The following is a 22,418-nucleotide window of genomic DNA, read 5'->3' as shown; positions in this document are numbered from 1 at the left end:
GGCCGGCTCAGCCGGCCGCGGTCGCCGCGGAGGAGCTGCTCCCCGAGGCGCTGCGGGCGAGGGAGGCGTGCGTGACCTGCCCGATGTGGGTGACGAGTTCACCGACGGACATGGCGAGGATGGCGTCCATGTCCTTCTCCGCCAGGAACCCCATCAGGTCCACCCCCGCGCCGTAGCGGTGGTGCAGCGCCTCGGCGAGGGCGACGAACTCGATGCTCTCCAGGGCGAGGTCCTCGTTGAAGGTCGTCTTCATCGTGACCTCGTCCGCGAGGAGGTGGTCGTCGCCGACGATCTCCACCAGCATGCCGGTGATCTCGGTCAGGATGTCATTTCCCATGGCGGGTCTCCGTGAGGGGGAAGGGGACGGCGGGGGAGGTGCCGTGGTCGGTCCAGGCGACCACGTGGTCGGGGGTCGAAGTGTCGGCCAGGGTGGTGCGTACGGCGTACGGGTGTCCGTCCGGGGACCGCACCAGCAGGCCGGCGCCGTCCGGGTCACCGGTCACCCGCCAGTCGCGCGGCCGGCCGCCGAGCCCGGAGCCCTCCGCCTTGGCGGCGGCCTCCTTGGCGCACCACAGGGCGGTGAGGGCGGTCGGCAGGCCGGTTCCCCGGGTACCCGCCAGCGCTTCGGCGAGGGCGAGTTCACCGGGTGCCAGGGCGATGCGGGCCAGCGCGTCCGGGTCGCCGGTCACCGGCTCCACGTCGATCCCGACCGCCCGGGTGCGATGGGCGAGGGCGACGGCGATCCGGTCCTTGTGGGCGATCGTCAGCCGGAACCCGGCGGCGAGGGGGCCCCGCGCCAGCGGGCGGCCCGCCGGGTCGTTGCCGACCGGCACCTCCGCCGGGAACACCGGCCCGGCGCCGCCGTCCCACAGCAGCTGCCGCAGCGCGTCCTTGGCCGCGATCCGGCCGAGCAACCAGGGCGCCCGGGCACGCGGCGACAGCCGCTCGTAGGCGGCCCGTTCGGCGGCGCCCAGGTAGCGGCGCATGACCAGTTCCTGCGAGGCGGGATCCCTCCAGCGCCGGCGGGCCAGGCACCAGCCCCCGGGCTGCGGCTCGCCGATGCCGCAGACCTCCGGGGTGAACTTCATCGGCCAGACCCGTTCGTCGGCACCGAACCGGCGGTACGTCCACCCTTCGATCCGGGCCCACACCGTCCCGTCCGGCCGGCGCAGCTCGATGTCACCGCGCACGGTGACGTCGCGGACCTCGCGGATCCGGGCCGTGGCCCCGACGAGCTCGTGCGGGGCCGGCGGCGGGCCGCAGAACCGGACGCGGTCCACGGTCGCCGGGAAGACCAGCCGGTCCACCGGCAGGCTCAGCTGCATCCAGTGCCCGAACAGCTGGCCCGCCGCGTCGAGCAGGGCCCCCGGGTCGGGGAGCGCCCGCAGGACCCCCTCGATCCCGTCCGCGCCGACGGTCCGCACCTCGTGCACGGCGGCGAAGCGCGGGCCGTGGAACATCCACCGGTCCCGGTAGAGGGCGGCGGCGCTGACGGGAGCGGGCCCCGGCTCGCGCAGTGCGGCGGTGTCGGGGGCGGGCGGCGGCGGGTACCGGTCGCCGAGCAGCACGACCACCGAGGCGTACTCCCCGAGGGTGACACGGAACCGGCCCGGGCCCTCCTCCCGGACCAGCACCTCCACGTCCAGGGCCGGTTCGACGGGCAGCCACCGCAGGGCCCGTACGTCCTCGTACCCGGTGACCGCCAGGCCGGCGGGCGCGTACCGCCGGGCCGCGTCGGCCGCCAGCTCCAGCATGGTGGTCATGGGCACGACGGGGAACCGGTCGGAGTCCTCGGGCCAGTCGTCCGGCTGGAGGTACACGCAGTGGTCCCGTACGAAGGGCAGTGCGGCCAGCGACAGCCGCAGGGAGTGCCGGCCCGTGACCCCGTCCCCGGGGGCGGCCCGCCGTCCGGCCGCCCACGCCTCGGCGACGCTGCGGGCCGCCGCGCCGGTGTCGCCGAGGACCGCGTCCAGGGCGGACAGCAGGACCGGCCGCCCGGCGTCCTCGGCGGGGCCCGCGGGGGCGGGGGCAGGGGCCGGGGTGAGGAGGCCGCCCCATGCCGTGCGGGCCGCCTCGCCGAGCCGGACCAGCGGCGAGCCGAGGTCGAGGGTGACACCGCGGGGCTCCGGCCCGGCGGGCACCGGCCGGCCGGCACCGGTTCCGGACCCGGCACCCACACCGCCACCGCTCGCGGCCACGGCTCGGGCGCCGGGCGCGGCGACGACACCGGTGCCGGTCGCGGCCACGGCTCCGGCGTCGGCCAGGGGCCCGGTCAGCAGGTCCCAGCGCGGCGCGTGGCCCTCCGCCCAGAGCGCGGCGCACATGCGGGTCAGCGACGCCAGGCCGGGCAGGCGCGGGGAGGAGGTGGACACCGCGAGGTGGGGCCGGCCGCGCAGGGTGTCCTCGACGAAGCCCGTGAGGCTCCCGGGGCCCAGCGCCACGAAGCTGCGGACGCCCTGCTCCTCGTACAGGCGCAGGGTCAGCTCGCGGAAGCGCACCGGCTCCAGCAGATGGCGCACCACCAGCTCCCGTACGTCCCCTGCGGCGCCGGGGAACGGCGCGCAGGTGGTGGCCGACCAGACCGGGAGGACGGCCGGCTCCAGCGGCAGCCGCCCGAAGGCGGCCCGGACCTGGCCGAGGTAGGGCTCCCACATCGGGGTGTGGAAGCCGGAGCGGAACGGCAGCTCCTGCCCGAGCACCCCCTCGCCGCGCAGCCGCGCGACGGCCTCCGCCACCTGTTCGGGGCCGCCGCAGATCACCGACTGGTGGGGGCAGTTGTCGTGGCTGACCACCACCCCGTCCAGTCCGTGCAGGGCCCCCCGTGCCCGCCCGGCACCGCAGCCCAGCGCCGCGTACACCAGGTCGGGGACCTTCAGCGAACCGGGCCGCAGCGAGTCGAGGAAGGCGTCGGCCGCCTGCTCGGGATACATGCCGGCGGCCACCATCGCCGCCCACTCGCCCAGGCTGTGGCCCGCCAGTACGTCGGCCCCGACGCCGAGGCGGGGCAGGGCCCGGGCGAAGAAGCGGCCCGTGGCGATCGCGTCCAGCGCCCGTTCGATCAGCGAGCCGCCCCGGCTCAGGCGCGGCCGGGCCAGCCCCAGCCGGTCGGCGACGTCGTCCACCACCGGTGCGAACTCCGGCTCCAGACCCGGGAACAGGAACGCCACCCGCCCGCCGAGCGGCTCGGGGGTGAACCACACGTCACCCCGGCCCCGCCAGGGCCGGCCCCGCGCCACCGCCTTCGCGGCCAGCGCGAGCCGCTGAGGCGTCGGGCCGGCCACCGCGACCCGGCAGGGCCCCTCCCCGCCGGACACCGGCGAGGGCGCCGCCAGCAGGGCGGACAGCTCCGCCACACTCCCCGCCGCCAGCAGCAGGACACCCCCGGGCGCCCCCGCTCCCGCAGGCACCCCCTGCCCCTCTGCCGCACCCGCCCCCGCAGGCATCCCCCGGCCCCCTGCACCACCCGCCCCCGCCGTCCCGCCCGCCCCCGTGAGCGCATCCGCCACCGCGGCACCCGCCCCCGCAGGCACGCCCGTACTGCCCAGCGGCAGGAACCGGCGCACCGGCGGCGCCGCCCGGACGGCGGCCGGAGCCTCCTCCAGCACCACGTGCGCGTTGATCCCGCCGAAGCCGAACGCGTTGACCCCGGCCCGCCGCGGGCCCGGCCCCCGCTCCCACGGCGCGGCGGCCGTCACCGGCCGCATCCGGGTCCGGGCCAGGCCGGGGTGGGGGTCCTCCAGGTGCAGCGTCGGCGGCAGGACCCCGTCGTGCACCGCCAGCGCCGCCTTGATCAGGCCGGCCACACCGGAGGCCTGCATGGTGTGCCCGAGCATCGACTTGACCGACCCGAAGCCGATCTCCGGCCCGCCCGCCGGCGGCGGCCCGAACACCCGGGCCAGCGTGTCCAGTTCGGCGGCGTCCCCGACCGGGGTCCCCGTACCGTGCGCCTCCAGCAGCCCCAGCGCGCCCGGCGCCCGCGGATCCAGCCCCGCCTCACGCCAGGCCCGCTCCAGCGCCCGCACCTGGCCCGCGACCAGCGGGCTCATCAGGCTCGCCGCCCGGCCGTCCCCGGCCACCCCCGTCCCGCGGACCACCGCGTACACCCGGTCCCCGTCCCGCTGCGCGTCCGCCAGCCGCTTCAGCAGCACCACCCCGGTGCCCTCGGACAGCAGCGTCCCGTCCGCCCCCCGGTCGAAGGGCCGGATCCGCTCGGTCGGACTGAGCGCCCGCAGCTGCGTGAACACGCTCCACAGCGTGGCGATGTGGCAGTGGTGCACGGCCCCCGCGACCACCGCGTCGCAGCGCCCGGCCGCCAGCAGCCCGACCGCCTGGTCCACGGCCAGCAGTGAGGAGGCGCAGGCCGCGTCCAGGGTGTAGGCGGGGCCGCGGAAGTCCAGCCGGTTCGCGGTCCGGGCGGCGGTGAAACTCGGCACCAGCCCGATCGACGCCTCCGGCCGCTCCGGGCCCAGCGCGTCCTGGAACGCCGACCGCACCTCGGCGATCCGCCGCTCGCCGAGCTCCGGAGCCAGCTCCCGCAGGGTCTGCGCCAACTGGTGGGCCGTGCGCACCCGCTGGTCCAGCCGGGCGGTGGCCACCCCCATGAACCCGCCGCGCCCCAGCACCACCCCGATCCGGGACCGGTCGGCCGGAAGCCGCTCCTCACCGCCCGCGTCCGCGATCGCCTCGGCCGTCGCCCGCAGCGCCAGCATCTGGTCCGGCTCGGCCCCCTCCACGGCGGCCGGCATGATCCCGAACCGCGTCGGGTCGAAGCCGGCCAGGCCGTCGACGAAGCCGCCGCGCCGGCAGTAGAACCGGTCGCCGGCCGCCGGGCCGGCAGCGGCGTCCGGGTCGTAGTACACCTCGGGATCCCAGCGCTCCGGCGGGACCTCACCGATGCAGTCGGCCCCCGCGTACAGGTTGCGCCGGTACGCCGCCAGATCGCCCGAACCGGGGAACACCGCGCCCATCCCGACGATCGCCGCGTCGGTCGGGCGCGGGCCGCGCCGCAGCCGCTCACTCATCGCCGCGCCCCTCCTGCGGGGCGGCCGTCAGGACCACCTGTACGTCGTCCCCGTGCGCGAGTTCGGCGAGGAACGCGGCGGTACCCGCCTCCGGCGCGATCAGCGGGATGCCGCGCCGGGCGTACGCGCGCTCCAGCTCGGGAGTGACCATCCCGCCCGCCTCCGCCGCCCAGGGGCCCCAGTCGACGGACAGCACCCGGCCCGGGAAGGACTCCGCCCAGGTGCGCGCGAGGACGTCCAGGGCGTCGTTGGCGGCGGCGTAGTCGCTCTGGCCGCGGTTGCCGTACACCCCGGCGACACTGCCGAACAGGGCCAGGAACCGGGGAGCCGGGTACGCCCCGTGCTCGGCGGCGGCGGCCGCGAGGTGGCGGGCTCCGGTCACCTTGGCGGCGAACACCGCGGCGAAGTCCGCCGGTTGCTTCTCGTGCAGCAGCCCGTCCCGCAGCACCCCTGCCCCGTGCACGATCCCGTCGAGCCGGCCGTGACGGGCCCGTACGTCCGCCACGACGGCCCGTACGGCCGCCCCGTCCGTGACGTCGGCGCGGTGGTAGCGCACGGAGGCCGCCGCGCCGGTGAGACCGGCCAGCGCGGCCCGTACCTCCCGCTCGGCGAGGATCCCCGACGCGGCCGCCTCGATCTCGGCCGGCGTCCGCAGCCCCGAGGCGATCAGCGCGGCCCGCAGCGCCACCCGGTCCCGGGCCTGCCCGAACGCGTCCTCCTCGGCGGGCGGTTCGGGCGTACGGCCGACCAGCTCGACGTGGCAGCCGGTGGCGCGGGCCAGCGCGAGGGCCGTGCGGGCCGTGATCCCGCGGGCCCCGCCGGTGAGCAGGACCACGGAGTCCGGGCCCAGGGGCACGGACCCTCCGGCCGCGCCCAGCGGGGCGGCGGGCACCGGCAGGCGTGCGAACCGGGTGCCGTCCGGGGCGTACCCGACCGAGGCGGCCCCGTGCGATGCCGCGCCCGGCCCGTCGGCCAGCTCGGCGAGGAGCAGCAGGGCCGTCTGCTCGGGGTCCTCCTTGGGGTGGACCTCCACGGCGCGGAGCAGCGTGCCGGGGAACTCCAGCGCCGCGCTGCGGGCGAAGCCGTGCAGCCCGGCCCCGGCCGTGCCGGGCGCGGGCGCCGTGACCAGGAGCAGCCGGCCCACCCCGCCGGCCAGTGCCTGTCGCAGCCCCGCGAAGGCCCTGGGCAGCACCGGTTCGGTCCCGCCCCGCAACGCCGACAGGTCGACGATCCCGTCGCACCCGGCCTCCGCCGCCGCGAGGGGACGCACCTCGGCGCCCCGTTCCCGCAGCGCACCGGCAAGCGCCCGTGCCAGGCCCTGGCCGTCCCCGACGATCCCGATCCGCAGGCCCCGCAGGGCCTTCGGGTCCCCGGCGGCCGCCGCCACGGGGACCGCCTCGACCCGCAGCCGCTGCAAGGGGGCCGGTGCCGGACCGCCGGCCGCGGCGGGCCCCGGTCCGGAAGCGGTGGCGGGCGCGCGGGAGACGATCCAGTCCACGATCCCGCTCAGGGTCTTGATCCGGGACAGTTCCTCGACGGCGGATCCGGTGGAGCCGCCCGGCTCCCGGGGGAGTCCGATCCGGTCGGCCAGGGCGCCGATGATCTCCACCCGTTTGATGGAGTCGATGGACAGGTCCGCCTCCAGGTCGAGCCCGGGATCGAGCATGTCCCTGGGGTAGCCGGTCCGGGTGTGGACGATCTCCAGGACCGTGTCCATCACCTCCTCGGCCGTGCGCGGTGCGCCCGGACCGGCCGCCCGGACCGCTTCGGGCCCGTCCGCGGCCGGCGGTACGGGTACGGGGGCGGCCGGGATCCCGCCGCCGAGTCGGGCGAACGGTTCGACCGGCGCACCGGACCCGGTGCCCGGCGCGGGCTGCGGGGGTTCCCCCGCCCCCAGGTACCCCAGCAGGACGGCCCGCTGGGCCTCCACCAGTTCGCGCGTCCCGCGCAGGTACTCCAGCACCGCCTCCTCACGGCGGTCGCCGTCCGCACCGGCGGCCGGGGCCCAGGCCATCACGGAATCCGCACCGGTGGCCGGGACCCCGGCCACCGCCCCGGCCCCGGCCACCGCCGCGGCGCCGCCCTCCGCGCCCGCCGGCAGCGCCACCCGCCGGGCGGGCCGCAGCCCCCCGGCGACCGGCTCACCGTCGGCCGTACGCACCAGGTGCCCGTCCACCAGCCAGCCCGGACGGCCCGGCGCCCGCTCCGGCAGCCGCCGCGTCCGCCCCCGGAACAGCGCCTCCGGCTCCAGCGGCACGCCCGCAGCCGCCAGTTCCGCCAGCGCGCCGACCAGCCGGACCAGGCCGTGCTCGCCCGGCACGTCCAGCGGGACCGCCGTGTGCGGCCGGTCCTGGAGGATCCGGCCGACCAGACCCGACAGCACCCGCCCCGGGCCGGCCTCCACGAAGGTCCGGACGCCGGCCGCGTACATGGCCTCCACCTGCTCCACGAACCGGACCGGCTCCGCGACCTGCCGCGCCAGGAGACCCCGTACGGCATCGGCGCCGGCCGGGTACGGGCCGGCCGTGGTGTTCGACCAGACCGGTACGCAGGCGTCGGCCATCTCCGTACCGGCCAGCTCCTCGGCCAGCGCCCCGGCCGCACCCGCGACCACCCCGCTGTGGAACGCGCAGGCCACCGGGATCGGTTCCGCCGTCAGGCCCGCCTCCCGCAGCGCGTCGACCGCCGCGGAGACCGCCTCCGTGGGCCCCGAGATGACGCACTGCCGGGGCGCGTTGTGGTTCGCGACCACGCACCCTGCGCGCTCCGCGATCTCCCGTACCTCCCGCGGAGCCGCCGACACCGCCGCCATCGACCCCGGATCCGCCCCGGCGGCGGCCAGGATCGCCCCGGCCCGGCGCGTGCTCAGCCGCAGCAGGCCGGGCGTGTCGTACACGCCGGCCGCCCACAGCGCGGTGAGTTCGCCGTACGAGTGCCCGGCCACGCAGTCGGGCCGTACGCCGAGCCGCCCGAGCAGCGTGTGCCCCGCCGCCCCCGCCAGTCCCAGGGCCGGCTGGGCCACCCGCGTGTCGGTGACCGCGGCCCGCTGCGCGGCCCGGCCCTCCCCGTCGAAGGCCGCCGGCGGGAACATCGCCGACACCACCGCGCCGGGGGCGTCGTCCAGCAGCCCGCGCAGCGCGGGGAACGCCGTGAACAGCTCGCCCAGCATGCCGGGCCGCTGACTGCCCTGCCCGGGGAACAGGAACGCCACCAGCCCCGGGTCCGCCGCCTCCTCCCGTACGTGGACCCCCGCGCCGGGGGTGAAGGCCCGGGCCCGCTCCAGCCGGGCGGCCAGCTCGTCCGCGTCGGCCGCCACGACCGCGACCCGCACCGGGCCCGTCCCCGAGGAAGCGGCCTCCGCCGCCAGGTCGCGCAGGGCCCAGGGCCGCCCGGCCGCGTCGTTCTCCTCGAGCCGGGCCGCGAGCCGCGCCATCGCCCGCCCCGCGGCCCGCCGGTCCTCGCCCCGGAAGCAGAACAGCTCGGCCGGCCACTCCTCCAGCCCGTGCCGCGGCTCGTCCGCCCCGGCGTAACCGGCCAGCACGGCGTGGTAGTTGGTGCCGCCGAAGCCGAAGGCGCTCACCCCGGCGATCCGCCGCCGCGCGGGCGCGGACCAGGGCCGGGCCCGCGCGTCGAAGAAGAACGGGCTGCTCCCCGCCCGCCAGGCCGGGTTGGGGGTGTCGACGTGCAGGGTCGGCGGCCGCACACCCGCGTGCACCGCCCGGGCCGCCTTGATCAGCCCGGCCAGCCCGGCCGCGCACTTGGTGTGCCCGAGCTGCGACTTCACCGAGCCCAGCGCGCAGGACCCCGGCGCGGCGCCGGATGCGGTGAACAGCTCGGTCAGGACCGCCAGTTCGGTACTGTCGCCGACGACCGTGCCCGTGCCGTGCGCCTCGACCAGCCCCACCTCGGCCGGGGAGATCCCGGCCCGGGCGTAGGCCCGCTCCAGCGCCCGGCGCTGGCCTTCGGGCCGGGGCGCGGTCAGGCCGAGCGAGCGGCCGTCGCTGGCGGAGCCGACCGCCTTGACGACGGCGTACACCCGGTCGCCGTCCCGCTCGGCGTCCGCGAGCCGCTTGAGCACCAGGACGCCCACGCCCTCACCGAGCGCGATCCCGTCGGCGGCCGCGTCGAAGGGCCGGCAGCGGCCGCCGGGCGACAGGGCGCGGACCGAGGAGAACATCAGGTAGTCGTTGATGCCGTTGTGCACGTCGGCGCCCCCGCACAGCACCATGTCGCTGTCGCCGTCGCGCAGTTGGCGGCAGGCCAGGTCCAGGGCGGCCAGGGAGGAGGCGCAGGCGGCGTCGACCGTGCAGTTCGCCCCGCCCAGGTCGAGCCGGTTGGCGACCCGGCCCGCTATGACGTTGGCGAGGACGCCGGGGAAGGAGTCCTCGGTGAGCCGCGGCAGCTGCTCGTCCAGGCCGGCGGGTACCGCCCCCAGGTAGGAGGGGAGCAGGGCGCGCAGCCCGTACGCCCCCGCGAGGTCCGTACCGGCCTCGGCCCCGAACACCACGGAGGTCCGCGAGCGGTCGAACTCCCGCTCCCGGCCGTAGCCGGCGTCCCCCAGGGCCCGGGCGGAGATCTCCAGGGCGAGCAGCTGGACCGGTTCGATCCCGGCCAGCGACGCGGGCGGGATCCCGTAGTCGAGGGCGTCGAAGGGCACCGCGCCGAGGAAGCCGCCCCAGCGGGAGGGGGTGCGCTCGCCAGCCCGGGCCGGGTCGGCGTCGTAGTAGAGCGCCGGGTCCCAGCGGTCGGCCGGCACCTCGGTCACCGCGTCCGTGCCGTCCAGGATCCGTGCCCAGTAGCCGGCCAGGTCGGGGGAGCCGGGGTAGGCGCAGGCCATGCCGACGATGGCGACGTCGAGCGGATCCGCCGGGCCTTCCGCCGGCCCGCGCGGCGCGGCGATCTCCTCGGCCCGCCGCTCCAGGAGCCGGGTCGCCCCCTCGGTGACCTGCGCGTGCAGCGCGGCCACCGTCGTGGCCCGCGAGCGCAGCGTGGCCGCCTGCCCGAGCATGAACAGCCCCTCCGCGTACTGCCGCTCCTCGCCGACCGGCTCCAGGACGCGCTCGTCGGGGGCGTCCGGCGACCGGCGCAGGCCCTTGCTGGCGATCCGCAGCCGGCCCAGGTTGAGCCGCTCCAGCTCCTCCCACACCTTCCGCGGCGGCGTGCCGTCCCGTTCGAGCCGCCGCCGCGCGGCCTCGAAGGCCTCGGCGAACGGCGTCGCCGCGCAGCGCGTGGCGTGCCCGGGGGCGGTACGCAGCAGCACGGTGTCCGCGCACTCCAGGGCCGTCCGCTGGAAGACCGGGAGCACCGCGCCGCAGGCCACGGCCTCCCGGGTGAACAGGTAGGCCGTGCCCATCAGTACGCCGATCCGCGCGCCCCGCTCGGCCAGCGGCGCGGCGGCCGCGACCGCCATGGCGGCGGAGCGCTCGTCGTGGATGCCGCCTGCGAACAGCACGTCAAGCGACTGCGGTTCGGCGCAGGACAGCAGCCGCTCGATCTGCTCCTCCCACAGCGGGAACGAGGCGCGCGGCCCGACGTGCCCGCCGCACTCCATCCCCTCGAAGACGAACCGCCGCGCGCCCTCGGCGAGGTACCGCTCCAGCAGCCCGGGCGACGGCACGTGCAGGTGCGTCCGGATCCCGGCCGCCTCCAGCGGGGCCGCCTGGGCGGGGGTGCCGCCGGCGATGACCGCCCACGGGGGCCGGGCCCCGGCCACGGCCGCCAGCTGCTCGCGCCGCAGCTCCTGCGGTGCGAAGCCCAGCAGGCCCACGCCCCAGGGCCGGTCCCCGAGCCGCTCGGCGGTCTCGGCGAGGAGCCGGCGCACGTCCGGGCCCTCCATCACCGCGAGCGCCAAGTAGGGCACCCCGCCCTCGGCGGCCACCGCCTCGGCGAAGCCGGCCTGATCGCTCACCCGGGTCATCGGCCCCTGCGCGACGGGCAGCGCGCCCTTCAGCGGCCGGGCCCGTACCGCGGCCTCCAGGTGCCCGGTGACGGCCGCCCGCACGGCCCGGACCACCCCGCCGGTGCTCCGGTGGCGGGCCGCCAGCCGGGCCGCCGAAGCCCCGTCCTGGCCGACGGGCAGCAGCTGCGTCCGCAGGTCCCGGGCGCCCAGCAGGGTCGGCACCGGCCCGTCGGGGGCCGGCAGGCCGGGTCGGGCGAACACCCGGTGCCCGTCCAGCAGCCGGGTCTCCGAGCCGTCCATGGCCCGGACGGCCGCTGCGACGTCGGCGGGCAGCGCCTCCTCGCCCTCGGCGGTCAGGGCGAGTTGCGCGTCGAGCACCACCCCGGCGGCCCCGCCCGCGACGGCCGCGGCCGCCGTGTGCGGCCCGATCCCGCCCATGGCGAGTACGGGCACCCCGGGCCCGGAGCCCGCGAGGAGCTGCTGGAGGAGGACGAAGGTGGTGGTTCCGCCGACCCGGCCCCCGGCTTCGTGGCCCTTGGCGACCAGCGCGGCCGCCCCGGCGGACACCGCCGCCCCGGCTTCGGCCCGGCTGGTGACCTCGGCCCAGACCCGGGGGCGGCCGGCCGCCGCGGCCCATGCGGCCATCCGCTCGCGGGTGTGGTCGCCCGGGTCGGCCAGCAGCACCGTGTCCACCTCGGGCGGAAGGTCACCGGGCCCGGCCGGGCACCCGGCGGGCACCCGCACCCCGTACCGATGGCCGCTTCCCTCACCGCCGCCGCCCCCGTCCCCGCCGACCTCGCCGAGCCGGCGGGCCAGCTCGGCGAAGGCGCGCCGGGCGGCGTCCGGGTCCCGGCCGAGATCGAGCAGGCCGAGGGACCCGGCGCGTTCGGCCGCGGTCACGAGCCGCGGGTTCGGCTCCTCGAACGGGCTGACCGCGACGACCAGTTCACGCGTGGTGGGGGACTGCGGGGGCGGGAGGGTCACGGGCGCTCCTCTTCCAGTGCTGTGGGGCATGACGCAGTGCAGGGCGGAAGAACGGGGGAGAGCGATGAGGTGTGCGGTGCTCGCGCAGCGGCGCCGGGCGCCCGTCGAGCGGCGCGGCGGGCTTGAACCAGGTCAAACGTCCTGGCGCCGCGATGCATCGTGCGGGGGGCACCGCACACTGTCAACAGCCATACGGAATACGGTGCTTCGCCCGGCCGGAACCGGTGCCCCGGGCGGCGGCCGGCCCCGCCGGACCCCTCGCCGGCCCCCGCCGCGCCGCTGGCCTGGGGCTTTCCCGGCCGGGCGGGCGGCGCCCGCGCACGGGCCGGCGTACGGCGTGCGCCGGTGGTCATGCCGTCCCGGCATGCGATGCCGCCGAGCCGGTATGAGCCGCCCCGTGACCCGCCGGCAGTTGTTCACCCACCGGCCCTTACAGGTCCATGCTCACGCCGTTACCGTCCGCCCATGACCCCCACCCTCGCGCAACTCCGCTACCTCGTCGCCGTCGCCGACTGCCGGTCCATCACCGGTGCGGCCGCCTCGGTCTTCGTCGCGCAGTCCGCCCTGTCCCGGGCGGTCCAGGCCATGGAACGCGACCTCGGCGTCGAACTCCTGGCCCGCCGGGGAAGGGGGGTGGACCTCACGCCGGAGGGGGCCCGGGTCGTCCGGCTGGCCCGCACCGTGCTCAACGCGGTCGAGGCCATCGACGACATCGGGACCCCGCACGGCAAGGACTCCCGGGCGGCGTTCACCCTCGTCACCACCCCCACCCTCGCGCTCGACCTGGCCACCGACCTGATCTCGGGCTTCACCGCACGCCACCCGGCCGTGGACATCCGGCTCCAGCAGTACGGCAGCCGCGAGGCCCTCGTCGAGGAACTCACCCGGGGACGGGCCGAACTGGCCCTGGTGGACCTGCCCGTCGACAAGGAACTGTCCACCCACTTCATCCAGGAGCGCGAGGTCGTGCTGATCTCCCCCCTCGGCACCCGGCTGCCGCATCCGGTCCCGCTGCGCATGCTCGACGGACTCCCCATGGTGCTGCCCACCCCGGGCACCGGCCGGCGCACCGAGATGGAGGCCATGTTCAGCTGCATGGGCGTCCGCCCCGTGCCCTCCCTGGAGGTCGACGAACGCCTCGCCTGGGTGACCGGCGTCACCGACGGCCGCGGCTCCCTCATCTGGTACCGGGACGTGGTCTCCAGGGCCTTCGGCAGCAGGGCGGAGATCCGCTCCTTCACGCCGGCCCTGCTGCGCCCGGTCGGCATCGCCCACGCCCGGCGTCCCCTGAGCCGCGCGGCCCGCGCCTTCCTCGCACACGCCGGTCACAAGGCACCCGTACGTGAGCCGGAGCGCTGAACCGCCGCCACCGCGACGGGTATGCCGGGACGGCATCGAACGATGCTCCAACGGGGGGCGTACGGGTCTGGCGTTGCCCGCCGCCCCCGCCTCACATGGTCCGCATGTCCAGACTCCTGACACCTCCCCGGGCCGCCGCCCTCGCGACCGCGGCCCTCGCCGCGCTGCTGCCCGCCGTCGCCTGGATGGCGGACGCCACCGCCTCCTCGGCGCCGCCCACCCGCAGCGCCGCCCCGGCCCCCGAGAAGAGGTGCACCCTGCCCGGCGGCATGACCGAGATCAGCGGCCTCGCCATGAGCCGCAGGCACCCGGGCGTCTTCTACGCCGTCAACGACAGCGGCAACACCAACCAGGTCTTCGCGATCGACTGCACCGGCCCCACCGGTGTGCTCAAGGCCACCCTGACGGTCGCGGGCGTCGGCAACACCGACTGGGAGGGCCTGGCGATCGGCAAGGACGCCACGGGCGGCCCGGCCGTCCTGGTCGGCGACATCGGGGACAACTTCAGCGGCCGCGCGGAGATCACCGTGCACAGCTTCGCCGAGCCGGAGCAGCTCGCCAATGCCACGGTCACCCCACTGACGTACCGTTTCTCCTACGCGGACGGCAGGCACGACGCCGAATCCCTGCTCGCCGACCCGGCCACCGGCCGGATCTTCGTCGCCAGCAAGCTCATCGGAGCGGCGGGCCGGCTCTACCAGGCCCCGCTGCCCCCGGTGACCGGACAGGTCAACACCCTGACCGCGGTCGGGCCCGGCCCGGTCTTCACCACGGACGGGGCCTTCTCCCCGACGGGCGCCTCGTACACGCTGCGCAGCGGAGGGCCGCTGGGGGCCGACACCGCCTCCGTGTACGACACCGCGGGGACCAAGCTCGCCGATGTCGCCCTGCCCGCGCAGTCCCAGGGCGAGACGGTGACGTACGCCGACTGCGCGCACCTGCTGGTCGGCTCGGAGAACGATCCCCAGATCTGGCAGGTCCCCCTGCCCCCGGAAGCCACCCCGGGCTGCGGCACGACCCCGACGCCGACCCCGACTCCCACGCCCACCCCGACGCCGACCCCGACTCCCACTCCCGGTGACCTGAAGCTCACCAACCCCGGGCCCCGGACGTGCAGGTTCAACCAGTCCTGCACCATCCAGCTCACCACCACCGGCGGAAAGCCGCCCGTCCGCTTCGCCGCCACCGGACTGCCCTGGGGGCTGTCCCTCGACGGCGCCTCGGGCCGCATCACCGGCAAGCCCTGGAGCAGCGGCACGACGCAGGTCACCGCCACCGCGACCGACTCCGCCGGCGCGAGCGCGGGCACGGCCTTCGCCCTCACCGTCAACTGGTTCTGAGCCGCGCGACGCGCCGGTGGCCGGGCTGTTCGTACCGGCCGCCCGCGTGCCGTATAGTTGATCTCGAGCTCGCCGCCGCGGAACACGGTGGTGGGACCGGCGTTGGTGGTCCAAGGAAAGACACCCCACTTCCCGTGGGGGGATGCAGGTGCAAGGCCTGCCCAGCGCTCGATCAAGGCCCCGGCCTCCTCACGGAGACCGGGGCCTTCTGCGTCGCCCGCCCGCCCGCCCGCTCGCCCGTCCTCCGGCGCGGCGCGGCGTTCCGCTACGCGTCCTGGAGCACGGAGAACACGTTGCCGGCCGGGTCCGTGAACCAGGCGATCTTCGGGCCTCCCTCGGCGCGGACGATGCCCTTGTCGTCGTGCTCGAACCCCGGGTACCGCTCGAAGCGGACACCGCGGCCGGCCAGCTCCTCGACCGCCGCGTCGATGTCGTCGACGGGGAAGTTGAGCACGGTGAAGCCGGCCGGGGTGTGGTCCTCCTTGGGGTAGACGAGGATCTCCGTGCCGCCCGCGATGTGCAGGGTCAGCATCCCGTTCTGCTCCTCGGTGACCCGCAGACCGAGGGTCTCGCTGTAGAACTCCCGCGCCCGCTGGAGGTCGTTCACGGCGAATCCGCTGAATGCCTTGGTGTTGGTGAACACGCGCCGTCCTCTCCGGTGCCCCCGTGTCGGGGCGCTACGAGTGTTCACCAGGGCGGGCGCGGAGGCCGGCCGCGAACCGGCTCGGCGCCCCGGATTCACCCCGATGGGAGCAGCGGCCCGCCTGGCCGGTGTCGCCGTCAGCGGACGGCGGCCCCCGCGCCTTGCAGCATCGCAAGCCGGCTCGCCGTGCGGTCCAGGTCGCGCATGAGGGCGGAGCTCTGGGGAAGCCCGGCCAGGGGGTCGTCGCCGATCAGGAACAGCCGGACATCGCGGTCGCAGCACACGTCCACGAGGTTGGCGAACCGCCGGCGGCCGTCGGCCGTGCAGGAGGCGAGCGGCGGCACGCCGTCGAGGACGACGGTGCCGAAGCGCTCGGCGAGGGCGAGACAGTCGGCGACCGAGGTGGTGCCCTCGCACAGCGCCCCGAAGCCGAGCCACACGAGGTCGCCGCGGACCGCCCGGACCGGCAGCTCGCGCTGGTGTCCGGGCACGGCGTTCGCCTCTTCGGGCCGCGGCTCGGCCAGCCCGAGGCGCTGGAGGGCGGTGGCGTCCACGGCTCTGAGGGCGGCCCCCTGCGCGAACCGGCTCGCACCGGCGTCCATGTGCCGCAGCTGACGGAAGTCCTTGGCACCCGTCACGTCCAGCACGTCCATGCGTGCCTCGATCAGCGCGATCGTCGGCTCGAAAAGGTGGTGGTAGAGCGGGTCCGGCATCAGTCCGGACGGCGGGTAGTTGGAGGTCGTCACGAGCGCGATCCGCCGCTCCAGCAGCGTATGGAAGAGCCGTGCGACGAGCATCGCGTCACCCGCGTCGTGCGCGTGGAACTCGTCGAAGACCAGGACCCGGCAGTTCCCGAGAAGTTCATCGACGGCGCGCTCGACAGCGCTGTGCCGGTGGGGCCCGCGATCCGGCTCCTGACCGGCATGGGAGACACCGTCATGCAGTTGCCGGAAGAAGTCGTGGAAGTGCAGCCGTCGCTTGTGCGGGGTGTCCAGCCCTTCGAAAAAGGTGTCCACGAGCCAGCTCTTGCCCCGCCCGACGGGCCCCCAGACGTACACGTTGCGCGGTGGTGCGGGGCGACGGAAGAACCCGCCCCCTCCGGCCAGCTCGCCCGCCAGCACCGACAACCGCTCCACCGCGGTCTGCTGGGACGCAGAGATCGTGAAACCCCTTTGTGCGGCAGCCTGTTGGAAATGACCCCGCATCGATTCGTATGGCCTGCGCATCCTGTCGCCCACGCGCGCGACGCTAGCACCAGCCGGCCTGCCACCATGATCGGGGGGCTGGGGTTGCCGACCGCCGACTGACCTTGCGGACGCCCCTCGGTCACCGCCCAGGTCCGCAGCGGAGTCACTTCGGTGAGACTCCGCTGAAGGCGGCGTCGGCGAGGGCCACGATGTAGTCGGTGTACTCCTTCCGGGTCCCCGTCCCGTTGGGGTTGAGGGAGTACACCAGGCGGCGCTTGAGGTCGGGGGTGGTGAAGAACCCGTTGTCCCATCCGGGGCGGGAGCCCGTCTTGCCCCATACGGTCACGCCGTTGCCGAGGGTCAGGCGCATCAGGCCGCCGGGGGCGAAGCAGGCCTTGCCGTTGAGGCAGTGCTTGTTCTCGGGCCCGTTGGCGACGTCCGGGACGGAGAAGGCCAGTGCCTGTACGGCGGGCGGCAGGAGCCGGCCGCCGAAGAGGGCGGTCATGAAGCGGTCGAGGTCGGCGGCCGTCGAGATCATCCCGCCCTCGGCCCACGGGTAGGGGCTCTGCTCGGTGACGTCGTCCTTCCCGGCGTACACGCGCGTGTGGGGGCTGGGGATCGTGACGTCGTCGGCGGCCGGGAGGCTGGTGTCCCGCAGCTGCAAGGGGCGCAGGATCCGGTGCTCCAGCTCGTGCCGGAAGGAGTTGCCGGTGACCTTCTCGACCAGGAGTCCGACGACCACTGTGTTGATCCCGTTGTACTGCTGGACGGTGCCCGGGGCGGGCCGGTGCTGCTGCCACGCCTCGTCGCCGGCGGCCCGCGCGAAGGTCTCCCGTACCCCGTCGACCGGTGTGACGCCCTTGAGCCACCAACCCGGCCCGTCCTGCGGCCCGGGAGTCGGAGCGGGTGCCGGGAAACCGCTCGTGTGGTCGAGGATCTGGCGCACCGTCACCGTGTCGTAGTCGGCGGGGACCAGGTCCGGAAGAAGGCGCCGTACCGGGGTGTCGATCCCGATCCTGTGCTCGGCGACGAGTTGCAGCGCGACGGTGTGGGTGAAGGCCTTGGAGACGCTGCCGATGCGGAAGTGGTCGTCGGCCGACACGGGGCCCGCGGTGCCGGTCCACAAGGGGCCGCGCCCCGGCCCGTCGACTCTGACCAGTGCACCGGCCTCGAACCCGGGCAGCGGGCTGATCAGCTTCCGCAGTCGTGCGCCGTCGACCGCGGGGGAGCCGGCGGTGGCGAGAGAGGCGACGGAGGGGGCGGGGGAGGCCTGGGCGGTGGCAGCGGGGGCACCGGCGCCGATCGCGAGGGCGGCAGTGGCTGTGCAGGCCACGACGAGGCGTCGAACTGCGGTCGGACGGTTACGCATGGGCATGCTCCGGAAATGGTCGCTGCGAGGCTCGATCCGTGCCTCCGAACAGCCCCAACTCTGCTGCCTCCAGGGGATGTCGACCATCGGTGACCACCCCGACTCCGTCCCCGAAGCGACCCCGGGGCGACCCTGAGCCGCCGGGCCCGTCAGCGCCCTCCGGCTCTAGGGGGCGCGGACCGCGAGGCTGAGGTCGATCGTGTAGTGCTCCCGGAGCCAGCCGTCCGGGAAGAGGGCGGCCAGTTCGGCGCGCTCGGCGGTGAGGAAGGCGTCCGTGCCCGGTTCGCCCACCAGGAAGAGCGAGTGGGTGGACAGCTTGGCGAGGTGCGCCTCGACGGGGATCCGGCGCGACCAGCGCAGCCGGCGCGTGGCGAAGTCCAGGCCGGGCTGCGACCGGGGGCCCTTGTTGGCGTACCAGCCCGGGCCGAAGCGCTTCTCGATGCGCGCCTCCTGCTCGGCGATCCACTCGACGCCGGTGTCCGGGTCGTTGGACCAGACCGCCAGCGCACCCCCCGGCCGCAGGACGCGCAGCGCCTCCGGACCCGACCGGGCGGGGTCCGTCCAGTGCCAGGACTGCGCGTACGTGAGGAGATCGACGCTCGCCGCGGCCAGCGGGAGCCGGTCGCCGTCGCCGCGGACCAGAGCGATCCCCGGGTTGCGGCGGCGGAACTCGGCGGCCATGCCCTCTCCCCGCTCGACCGCCACCACCCGGGCCCCGCGGCCGTGCAGGAGGGCGCTCGCTATCCCCGTCCCCGCGCCGACGTCGGCGACGCGGGCGCCGGCCAGCGGGAAGCCCGCCATCTCCTCGACGGCGTCGAAGAGCGCGGCCGGATAGGAGGGACGGTGGTCGGCGTACCGCGCCGCCGCGGAGCTGAACGAACGCGCACGGGATCCGGTCGTCATACGTCCATGATGGACGGCCGGTCAAGAGACCCGGGCGGCCCGGGTCAGTCGATCTGGAGCTCGCCCATCCTGCTCCAGCCCGTGGCCCCCTCGATGGTGGTGCTGACGATCTCGGGCGTACGGGCGACCAGGGGGCGCATGGTCTCCAGCGCGGCGGCGAAGTGGGCGGAGGTGACGTGCGCTTCGGCCGCGTCGTCCTGGAACGCCTCGACCAGGACGTAGGTGTCCGGCTCCTCCAGGCTGCGGGACCACTCGAACCACAGGTTCCCGGGCTCGGCCCGGGTGGCGCGGGTGAACTCGGCGACCTTCTCCGGCCACTGGTCCACGTATGCGGGTTTGACGGCGAATTTCACCACAATGAAGATCATCCGGCCATTGTAGGCACGTCTCCTGGCCCGGCCCCGGTCGCCGCCCGCGTGAGGCGGGCGGCCGCACCGCGCACGGCGGCGCGGCCCCCGCTCCCGTCGACGTCTGCGGGCCGATGCCCTTGTAGCGGGGCGCGGGGCTGGCTACAGTCTCTAGTTACACGTGTAACTGGGCGTCTGCACCGGCCCCCCCGACCGTCGGATCCCCGCCGTCCCCGCTCCGCTCCCACCCCGCGCGAAAGGGCCGCACATGACGCAATCGCTCCCGGCCGAGCTCGACACGACCTGGCCGCCCCCTCCCTTCCGGACGCCCGTGCCGCCCGTGATCGCCGAGGACGGCGTACGCCGCTTCGACGGAGTCACCTACGCGACCCGGCCGGGCTTCCGCCCCCGGCTGCTGGACGTCCACGTGCCCGCCGCGCAGGGCCCCGTGCCGGCCGTGGTCTGGATCCACGGCGGCGGCTGGCTGGAGGGCGACCGGCGCTACCCGCCGCCGACCGTCCCCGCCGGGCTGCTGCACGGCACGGTGCTGGCGGCCGGCCTCGCCCTGGTCTCGATCGACTACCGGCACAGCCTCGAAGCGCCGTTCCCGGCGCAGCTGCACGACGTCAAGGCCGCCATCCGCTACGTCCGCGCGTTCGCCGCCGCCTTCGGCATCGACCCCGGCCGGATGGCCGTCTGGGGCGAGTCCGCGGGCGGCCACCTGGCCGCTCTCGCCGGCCTGACCGGCCCGGACACCCCCGGGGCCGAAACCCTGGAGGGCGCCGAGGGCGTCGGCGCGGGCGACACCTCGGTACGGGCCGTCGTCGACTGGTACGGCGTGTCCGACCTGGTCTCCCTGCGGGAGCACCCCATGCCCCCGATGCCGCCGGGGGCGGGGGAGTACCCCGATCCGTACGACGCACTGCTGGGCGGCACCGAGGAGGAGCGGCTCGCGCTGGCCCGGGCGGCGAGCCCGGTGACGTACGCCGCCGGCGCCGTCGGCGCGCCCCCGTTCCTGCTGGTCCACGGCACCCGGGACGGCCTGGTCCCGTACAGCCAGAGCGAGGCCCTGGACGCGGCGCTGCGGGCGGCCGGTGCCGAGTGCCGGCTCGAGCCGGTGGAGGGCGCCGACCACATCTTCCTCGGCGCCCCTGACGTCACGCCGATCGTGGCCCGCAGCGTGGCCTTCCTGGCCCACCACCTCGGCGCCTGAGGCCGCGGTGACGGGGGCGTGCTGCCGCTCGGCCTGCTGCTGACCGGGTGGCCCTGCTGGCGGCCGTCGTCCGCGCCGACGCCGCCGACCCGCCGTTCCAGGGCCTGGACGACGGCCGGCGCGACCGGATGGGGGACCCGCACCGGGCCGTGCCGGCCGCCGCGGCGGCGTTCCTCGACTGGTTCGGCGGGCCGGCGGGTGCCGTACCGCTGGTCCTGCTGGCCTTCCTGCTGCTGGTGCCGGCGGCCCGCAGGCAGCGCTGGTGGTGCGCCCGGCTCCAGGCGCACCGGCTCAGCGACACCGCCGCGAGCGCCGCGGCCGGGGCGGGGGCCGTGCTGCTGGTGTGGCACACCTTCCTGTCCGTGCTCGCGCGGGAGCAGGGCCGGCTCGCGACACGGCAGCCCGGCCGCTGGGCTCACGACCCCTGAACGGGTGGTGCAGGCGCTTCGTCCCAGACGTTGCCGCCGTCTGTCCAGGTCCACAGCCACTGGCGCAGCGATGGCGCCGCATATCGCAGGCCATCGTGAGGGTCCTGACCCCAGTCCGGTTCCCAGCCGTCGGCATCCCAGAGCAGCACCGGGTGGTCAACCGCTATCAGCGAGACGTACCACTCCATCGTGCAGCCGCCGCCCGTCAAGAAGAGCCACGATGCCGACGGCCCCATCCCCGCTCGCTCGGCGTGGATGGTCGTCGCGCAATGCCAGTCAGGCAGATGCCAATGTGGAACACGGCGCGGCGTCAGCGACGCAAGGCCGCCTTCCGGCCCGAATCCCCCGTCGCCGATCTCCGTGTAGATGCGGCGGAGCAATCCGGGCAGGGGATACCCGATGCTGCGTTCAGCAAGGTCCACTTCCGTGTTCGTGAGAGGCGGGAACGGCTGATCCGGGAGACACCCGCGAGAGGTGGGCGCACTCTCCGAGCCCCACGCGAGTGCATGCAGCCTCTCCAGGAGCACGTCGTCGTCCGCAGCGGTGCGGTGAGCGCCTTTCAGGCCGGCTCCCGACACGCAGACCTGGCGCACCTGTACGGGCCTACCTCCCCGGGCCCCACGGCCTCAGGAGGACTGCCGGGGCACCAGGACCGGCGAGATGCCCCGGACCTGCGGGGCCGTACGCCCCTCGATGAGCGCGTGCAGGGCGTCCGCGACGGAGGCGGCGGTGGGCAGCTCCAGGGCGACGCTGGTCAGCGCGGGCCGTTGCAGCGCCGACAGCACGAGGTCGTCGCAGCCCACGACGGCCACCTCGTCCGGTACGGAGATCCCCTCGGCCATCAGCGCGTGCATCAGCAGGGCGGCGTACTCGTCGTTGTAGGCGAAGACGGCGTCCAGGCCCAGCTCCCGCCACCGCCGGGCCAGCGCCGTGGCCGACTCCCGCGTGTACGCCAGCTCTACCGGCGTGACGGCGACCGGATGGCGCGCGGCGACCTGCTCCACGCCGGCCAGCCGCGGCCTGGCGAGCGTGTCGAGCCCGCGCTCCCGGGGGATGACCACCCCGATGCCGGACCGGCCCCGGGCGACGAGGTGTTCGGCGGCGGTGGCGCCGACGGAGGTCTGGTCGAAGGCGATGGTGGTCACCCCGGCCACGGGCTGCGACGCGAAGGCGAGCATCCCGCGCACACCGGCCCGGCGCAGCACCTCGGCCGCCCGGGCCGTGAGGCGGTCGCCGTCGAGGCAGAGCACCGCCGCCGGCCGCAGCTCGGCCCAGGCGCGGGCGGCTTCCAGCGGATCGGCGAAACGGCCGGCGTGCATGACGGCGGTGTAGCCGTGCCGCTCGAGCTCGCTGAGCAGATCGTCCACCCACTCGCTCACCAGCCGCCCGACGGCCGAGACGGAGGCGGGCATCAGCACCAGATTGCTGCGCCCCGCCCGCAGCGAGCGGGCGGCGGCGTTCGGCACGTAGCCGAGCTGCGCGGCAGCGGCCAGCACCCGGGTCCGGGTGGCCTCGCTGACGCGGTGGCCCTGGGTGTCGTTGAGCACGAAGGAGACGGTGGCGCGGGACACCCCGGCCAGCCGGGCGACATCCGTGCTGGTGGCCGATGCGGGGACCGATGCCTCGTTGGCCATGAAGTGCTCATCGCTCTCGGTAGCCGGGTGGTGCGCGCGTTCCACGTTACACGAGTTAAAGATCAAGCCCCGGGTTCGCCTTGTGCTGATG

The 22,418-nt window shown here is 75.9% G+C and carries 14 protein-coding genes; 4 read left to right on the top strand and 10 right to left on the bottom strand.

Annotation, left to right across the window (positions count from 1 at the left end; translation table 11 throughout):
• Nucleotides 1-7 precede the first annotated feature (7 nt).
• The 3 genes from ACZ501_RS12250 to ACZ501_RS12240 are packed head-to-tail and all read right to left on the bottom strand — an operon-like array spanning nucleotide 8 to nucleotide 11,934.
• The gene (locus ACZ501_RS12250; protein ID WP_361610729.1) at nucleotides 8-337 is read right to left on the bottom strand and encodes an acyl carrier protein; all 330 of its coding nucleotides are present in this window, start codon (nucleotides 335-337) and stop codon (nucleotides 8-10) included.
• Entirely contained in the window at nucleotides 327-5,021 is a 4,695-nt protein-coding gene (locus ACZ501_RS12245; protein WP_468794577.1) for a beta-ketoacyl synthase N-terminal-like domain-containing protein, read from the bottom strand. The genes ACZ501_RS12250 and ACZ501_RS12245 overlap by 11 nt, the downstream gene beginning before the upstream one ends.
• A complete protein-coding gene (locus tag ACZ501_RS12240) occupies nucleotides 5,014-11,934 on the bottom strand; it encodes an SDR family NAD(P)-dependent oxidoreductase (RefSeq protein ID WP_468794574.1) in 6,921 nt (2,306 codons plus the stop codon). Before ACZ501_RS12240 ends, ACZ501_RS12245 begins: the two co-directional genes overlap by 8 nt.
• Before the next feature lie 435 nt (nucleotides 11,935-12,369).
• Between ACZ501_RS12240 and ACZ501_RS12235 the strand changes: the two genes are divergently transcribed.
• On the top strand, nucleotides 12,370-13,263 hold the full coding sequence (locus ACZ501_RS12235; protein ID WP_361611170.1) for a LysR family transcriptional regulator: 894 nt from the start codon (nucleotides 12,370-12,372) through the stop codon (nucleotides 13,261-13,263).
• A 104-nt stretch (nucleotides 13,264-13,367) separates the two neighbouring features.
• Nucleotides 13,368-14,603, top strand: coding sequence for a putative Ig domain-containing protein (locus tag ACZ501_RS12230; protein ID WP_468794571.1), 1,236 nt, complete (start codon nucleotides 13,368-13,370; stop codon nucleotides 14,601-14,603).
• 265 nt (nucleotides 14,604-14,868) lie between these two features.
• Here ACZ501_RS12230 and ACZ501_RS12225 read toward each other — a convergent pair whose 3' ends face one another.
• The 5 genes from ACZ501_RS12225 to ACZ501_RS12205 form a co-directional block, all read right to left on the bottom strand.
• A complete protein-coding gene (locus tag ACZ501_RS12225) occupies nucleotides 14,869-15,246 on the bottom strand; it encodes a VOC family protein (protein ID WP_468794568.1) in 378 nt (125 codons plus the stop codon).
• 137 nt (nucleotides 15,247-15,383) lie between these two features.
• Nucleotides 15,384-16,451 carry a cell division protein ZapE gene (gene zapE / locus ACZ501_RS12220; protein WP_468794565.1) on the bottom strand — a complete coding sequence of 356 codons (1,068 nt, stop codon included), beginning with the start codon at nucleotides 16,449-16,451 and terminating at the stop codon, nucleotides 15,384-15,386.
• 145 nt (nucleotides 16,452-16,596) lie between these two features.
• Entirely contained in the window at nucleotides 16,597-17,802 is a 1,206-nt protein-coding gene (locus ACZ501_RS12215; protein ID WP_468794562.1) for a serine hydrolase domain-containing protein, read from the bottom strand.
• A 165-nt stretch (nucleotides 17,803-17,967) separates the two neighbouring features.
• Nucleotides 17,968-18,705: a class I SAM-dependent methyltransferase gene (locus ACZ501_RS12210; protein WP_468794559.1), complete on the bottom strand. Its 738-nt coding sequence runs from the start codon at nucleotides 18,703-18,705 to the stop codon at nucleotides 17,968-17,970.
• A 44-nt stretch (nucleotides 18,706-18,749) separates the two neighbouring features.
• Nucleotides 18,750-19,073, bottom strand: a complete 324-nt coding sequence (locus tag ACZ501_RS12205; RefSeq protein ID WP_361610627.1) for a putative quinol monooxygenase — start codon at nucleotides 19,071-19,073, stop codon at nucleotides 18,750-18,752.
• A 247-nt stretch (nucleotides 19,074-19,320) separates the two neighbouring features.
• Between ACZ501_RS12205 and ACZ501_RS12200 the strand changes: the two genes are divergently transcribed.
• Entirely contained in the window at nucleotides 19,321-20,265 is a 945-nt protein-coding gene (locus tag ACZ501_RS12200) for an alpha/beta hydrolase fold domain-containing protein (RefSeq protein ID WP_468794556.1), read from the top strand.
• A gap of 47 nt (nucleotides 20,266-20,312) precedes the next feature.
• Nucleotides 20,313-20,693, top strand: a complete 381-nt coding sequence (locus ACZ501_RS12195; RefSeq protein ID WP_468794553.1) for a hypothetical protein — start codon at nucleotides 20,313-20,315, stop codon at nucleotides 20,691-20,693.
• Here ACZ501_RS12195 and ACZ501_RS12190 read toward each other — a convergent pair.
• Both ACZ501_RS12190 and ACZ501_RS12185 read right to left on the bottom strand, forming a co-directional pair.
• Complete coding sequence (locus tag ACZ501_RS12190; protein WP_468794550.1) at nucleotides 20,681-21,115, bottom strand: hypothetical protein; 435 nt, start codon at nucleotides 21,113-21,115, stop codon at nucleotides 20,681-20,683. The two genes, ACZ501_RS12195 and ACZ501_RS12190, sit on opposite strands and share 13 nt — an antisense overlap.
• A gap of 204 nt (nucleotides 21,116-21,319) precedes the next feature.
• The gene (locus ACZ501_RS12185; protein WP_468794547.1) at nucleotides 21,320-22,327 is read right to left on the bottom strand and encodes a LacI family DNA-binding transcriptional regulator; all 1,008 of its coding nucleotides are present in this window, start codon (nucleotides 22,325-22,327) and stop codon (nucleotides 21,320-21,322) included.
• Nucleotides 22,328-22,418: the final 91 nt, after the last annotated feature.

It is taken from the genome of Streptomyces sp. NPDC034085 (genome assembly GCF_055575555.1).
The sequence above is the reverse complement of the archived record's forward strand: the minus strand, read 5'-3'. Positions and strand labels throughout refer to the sequence as shown.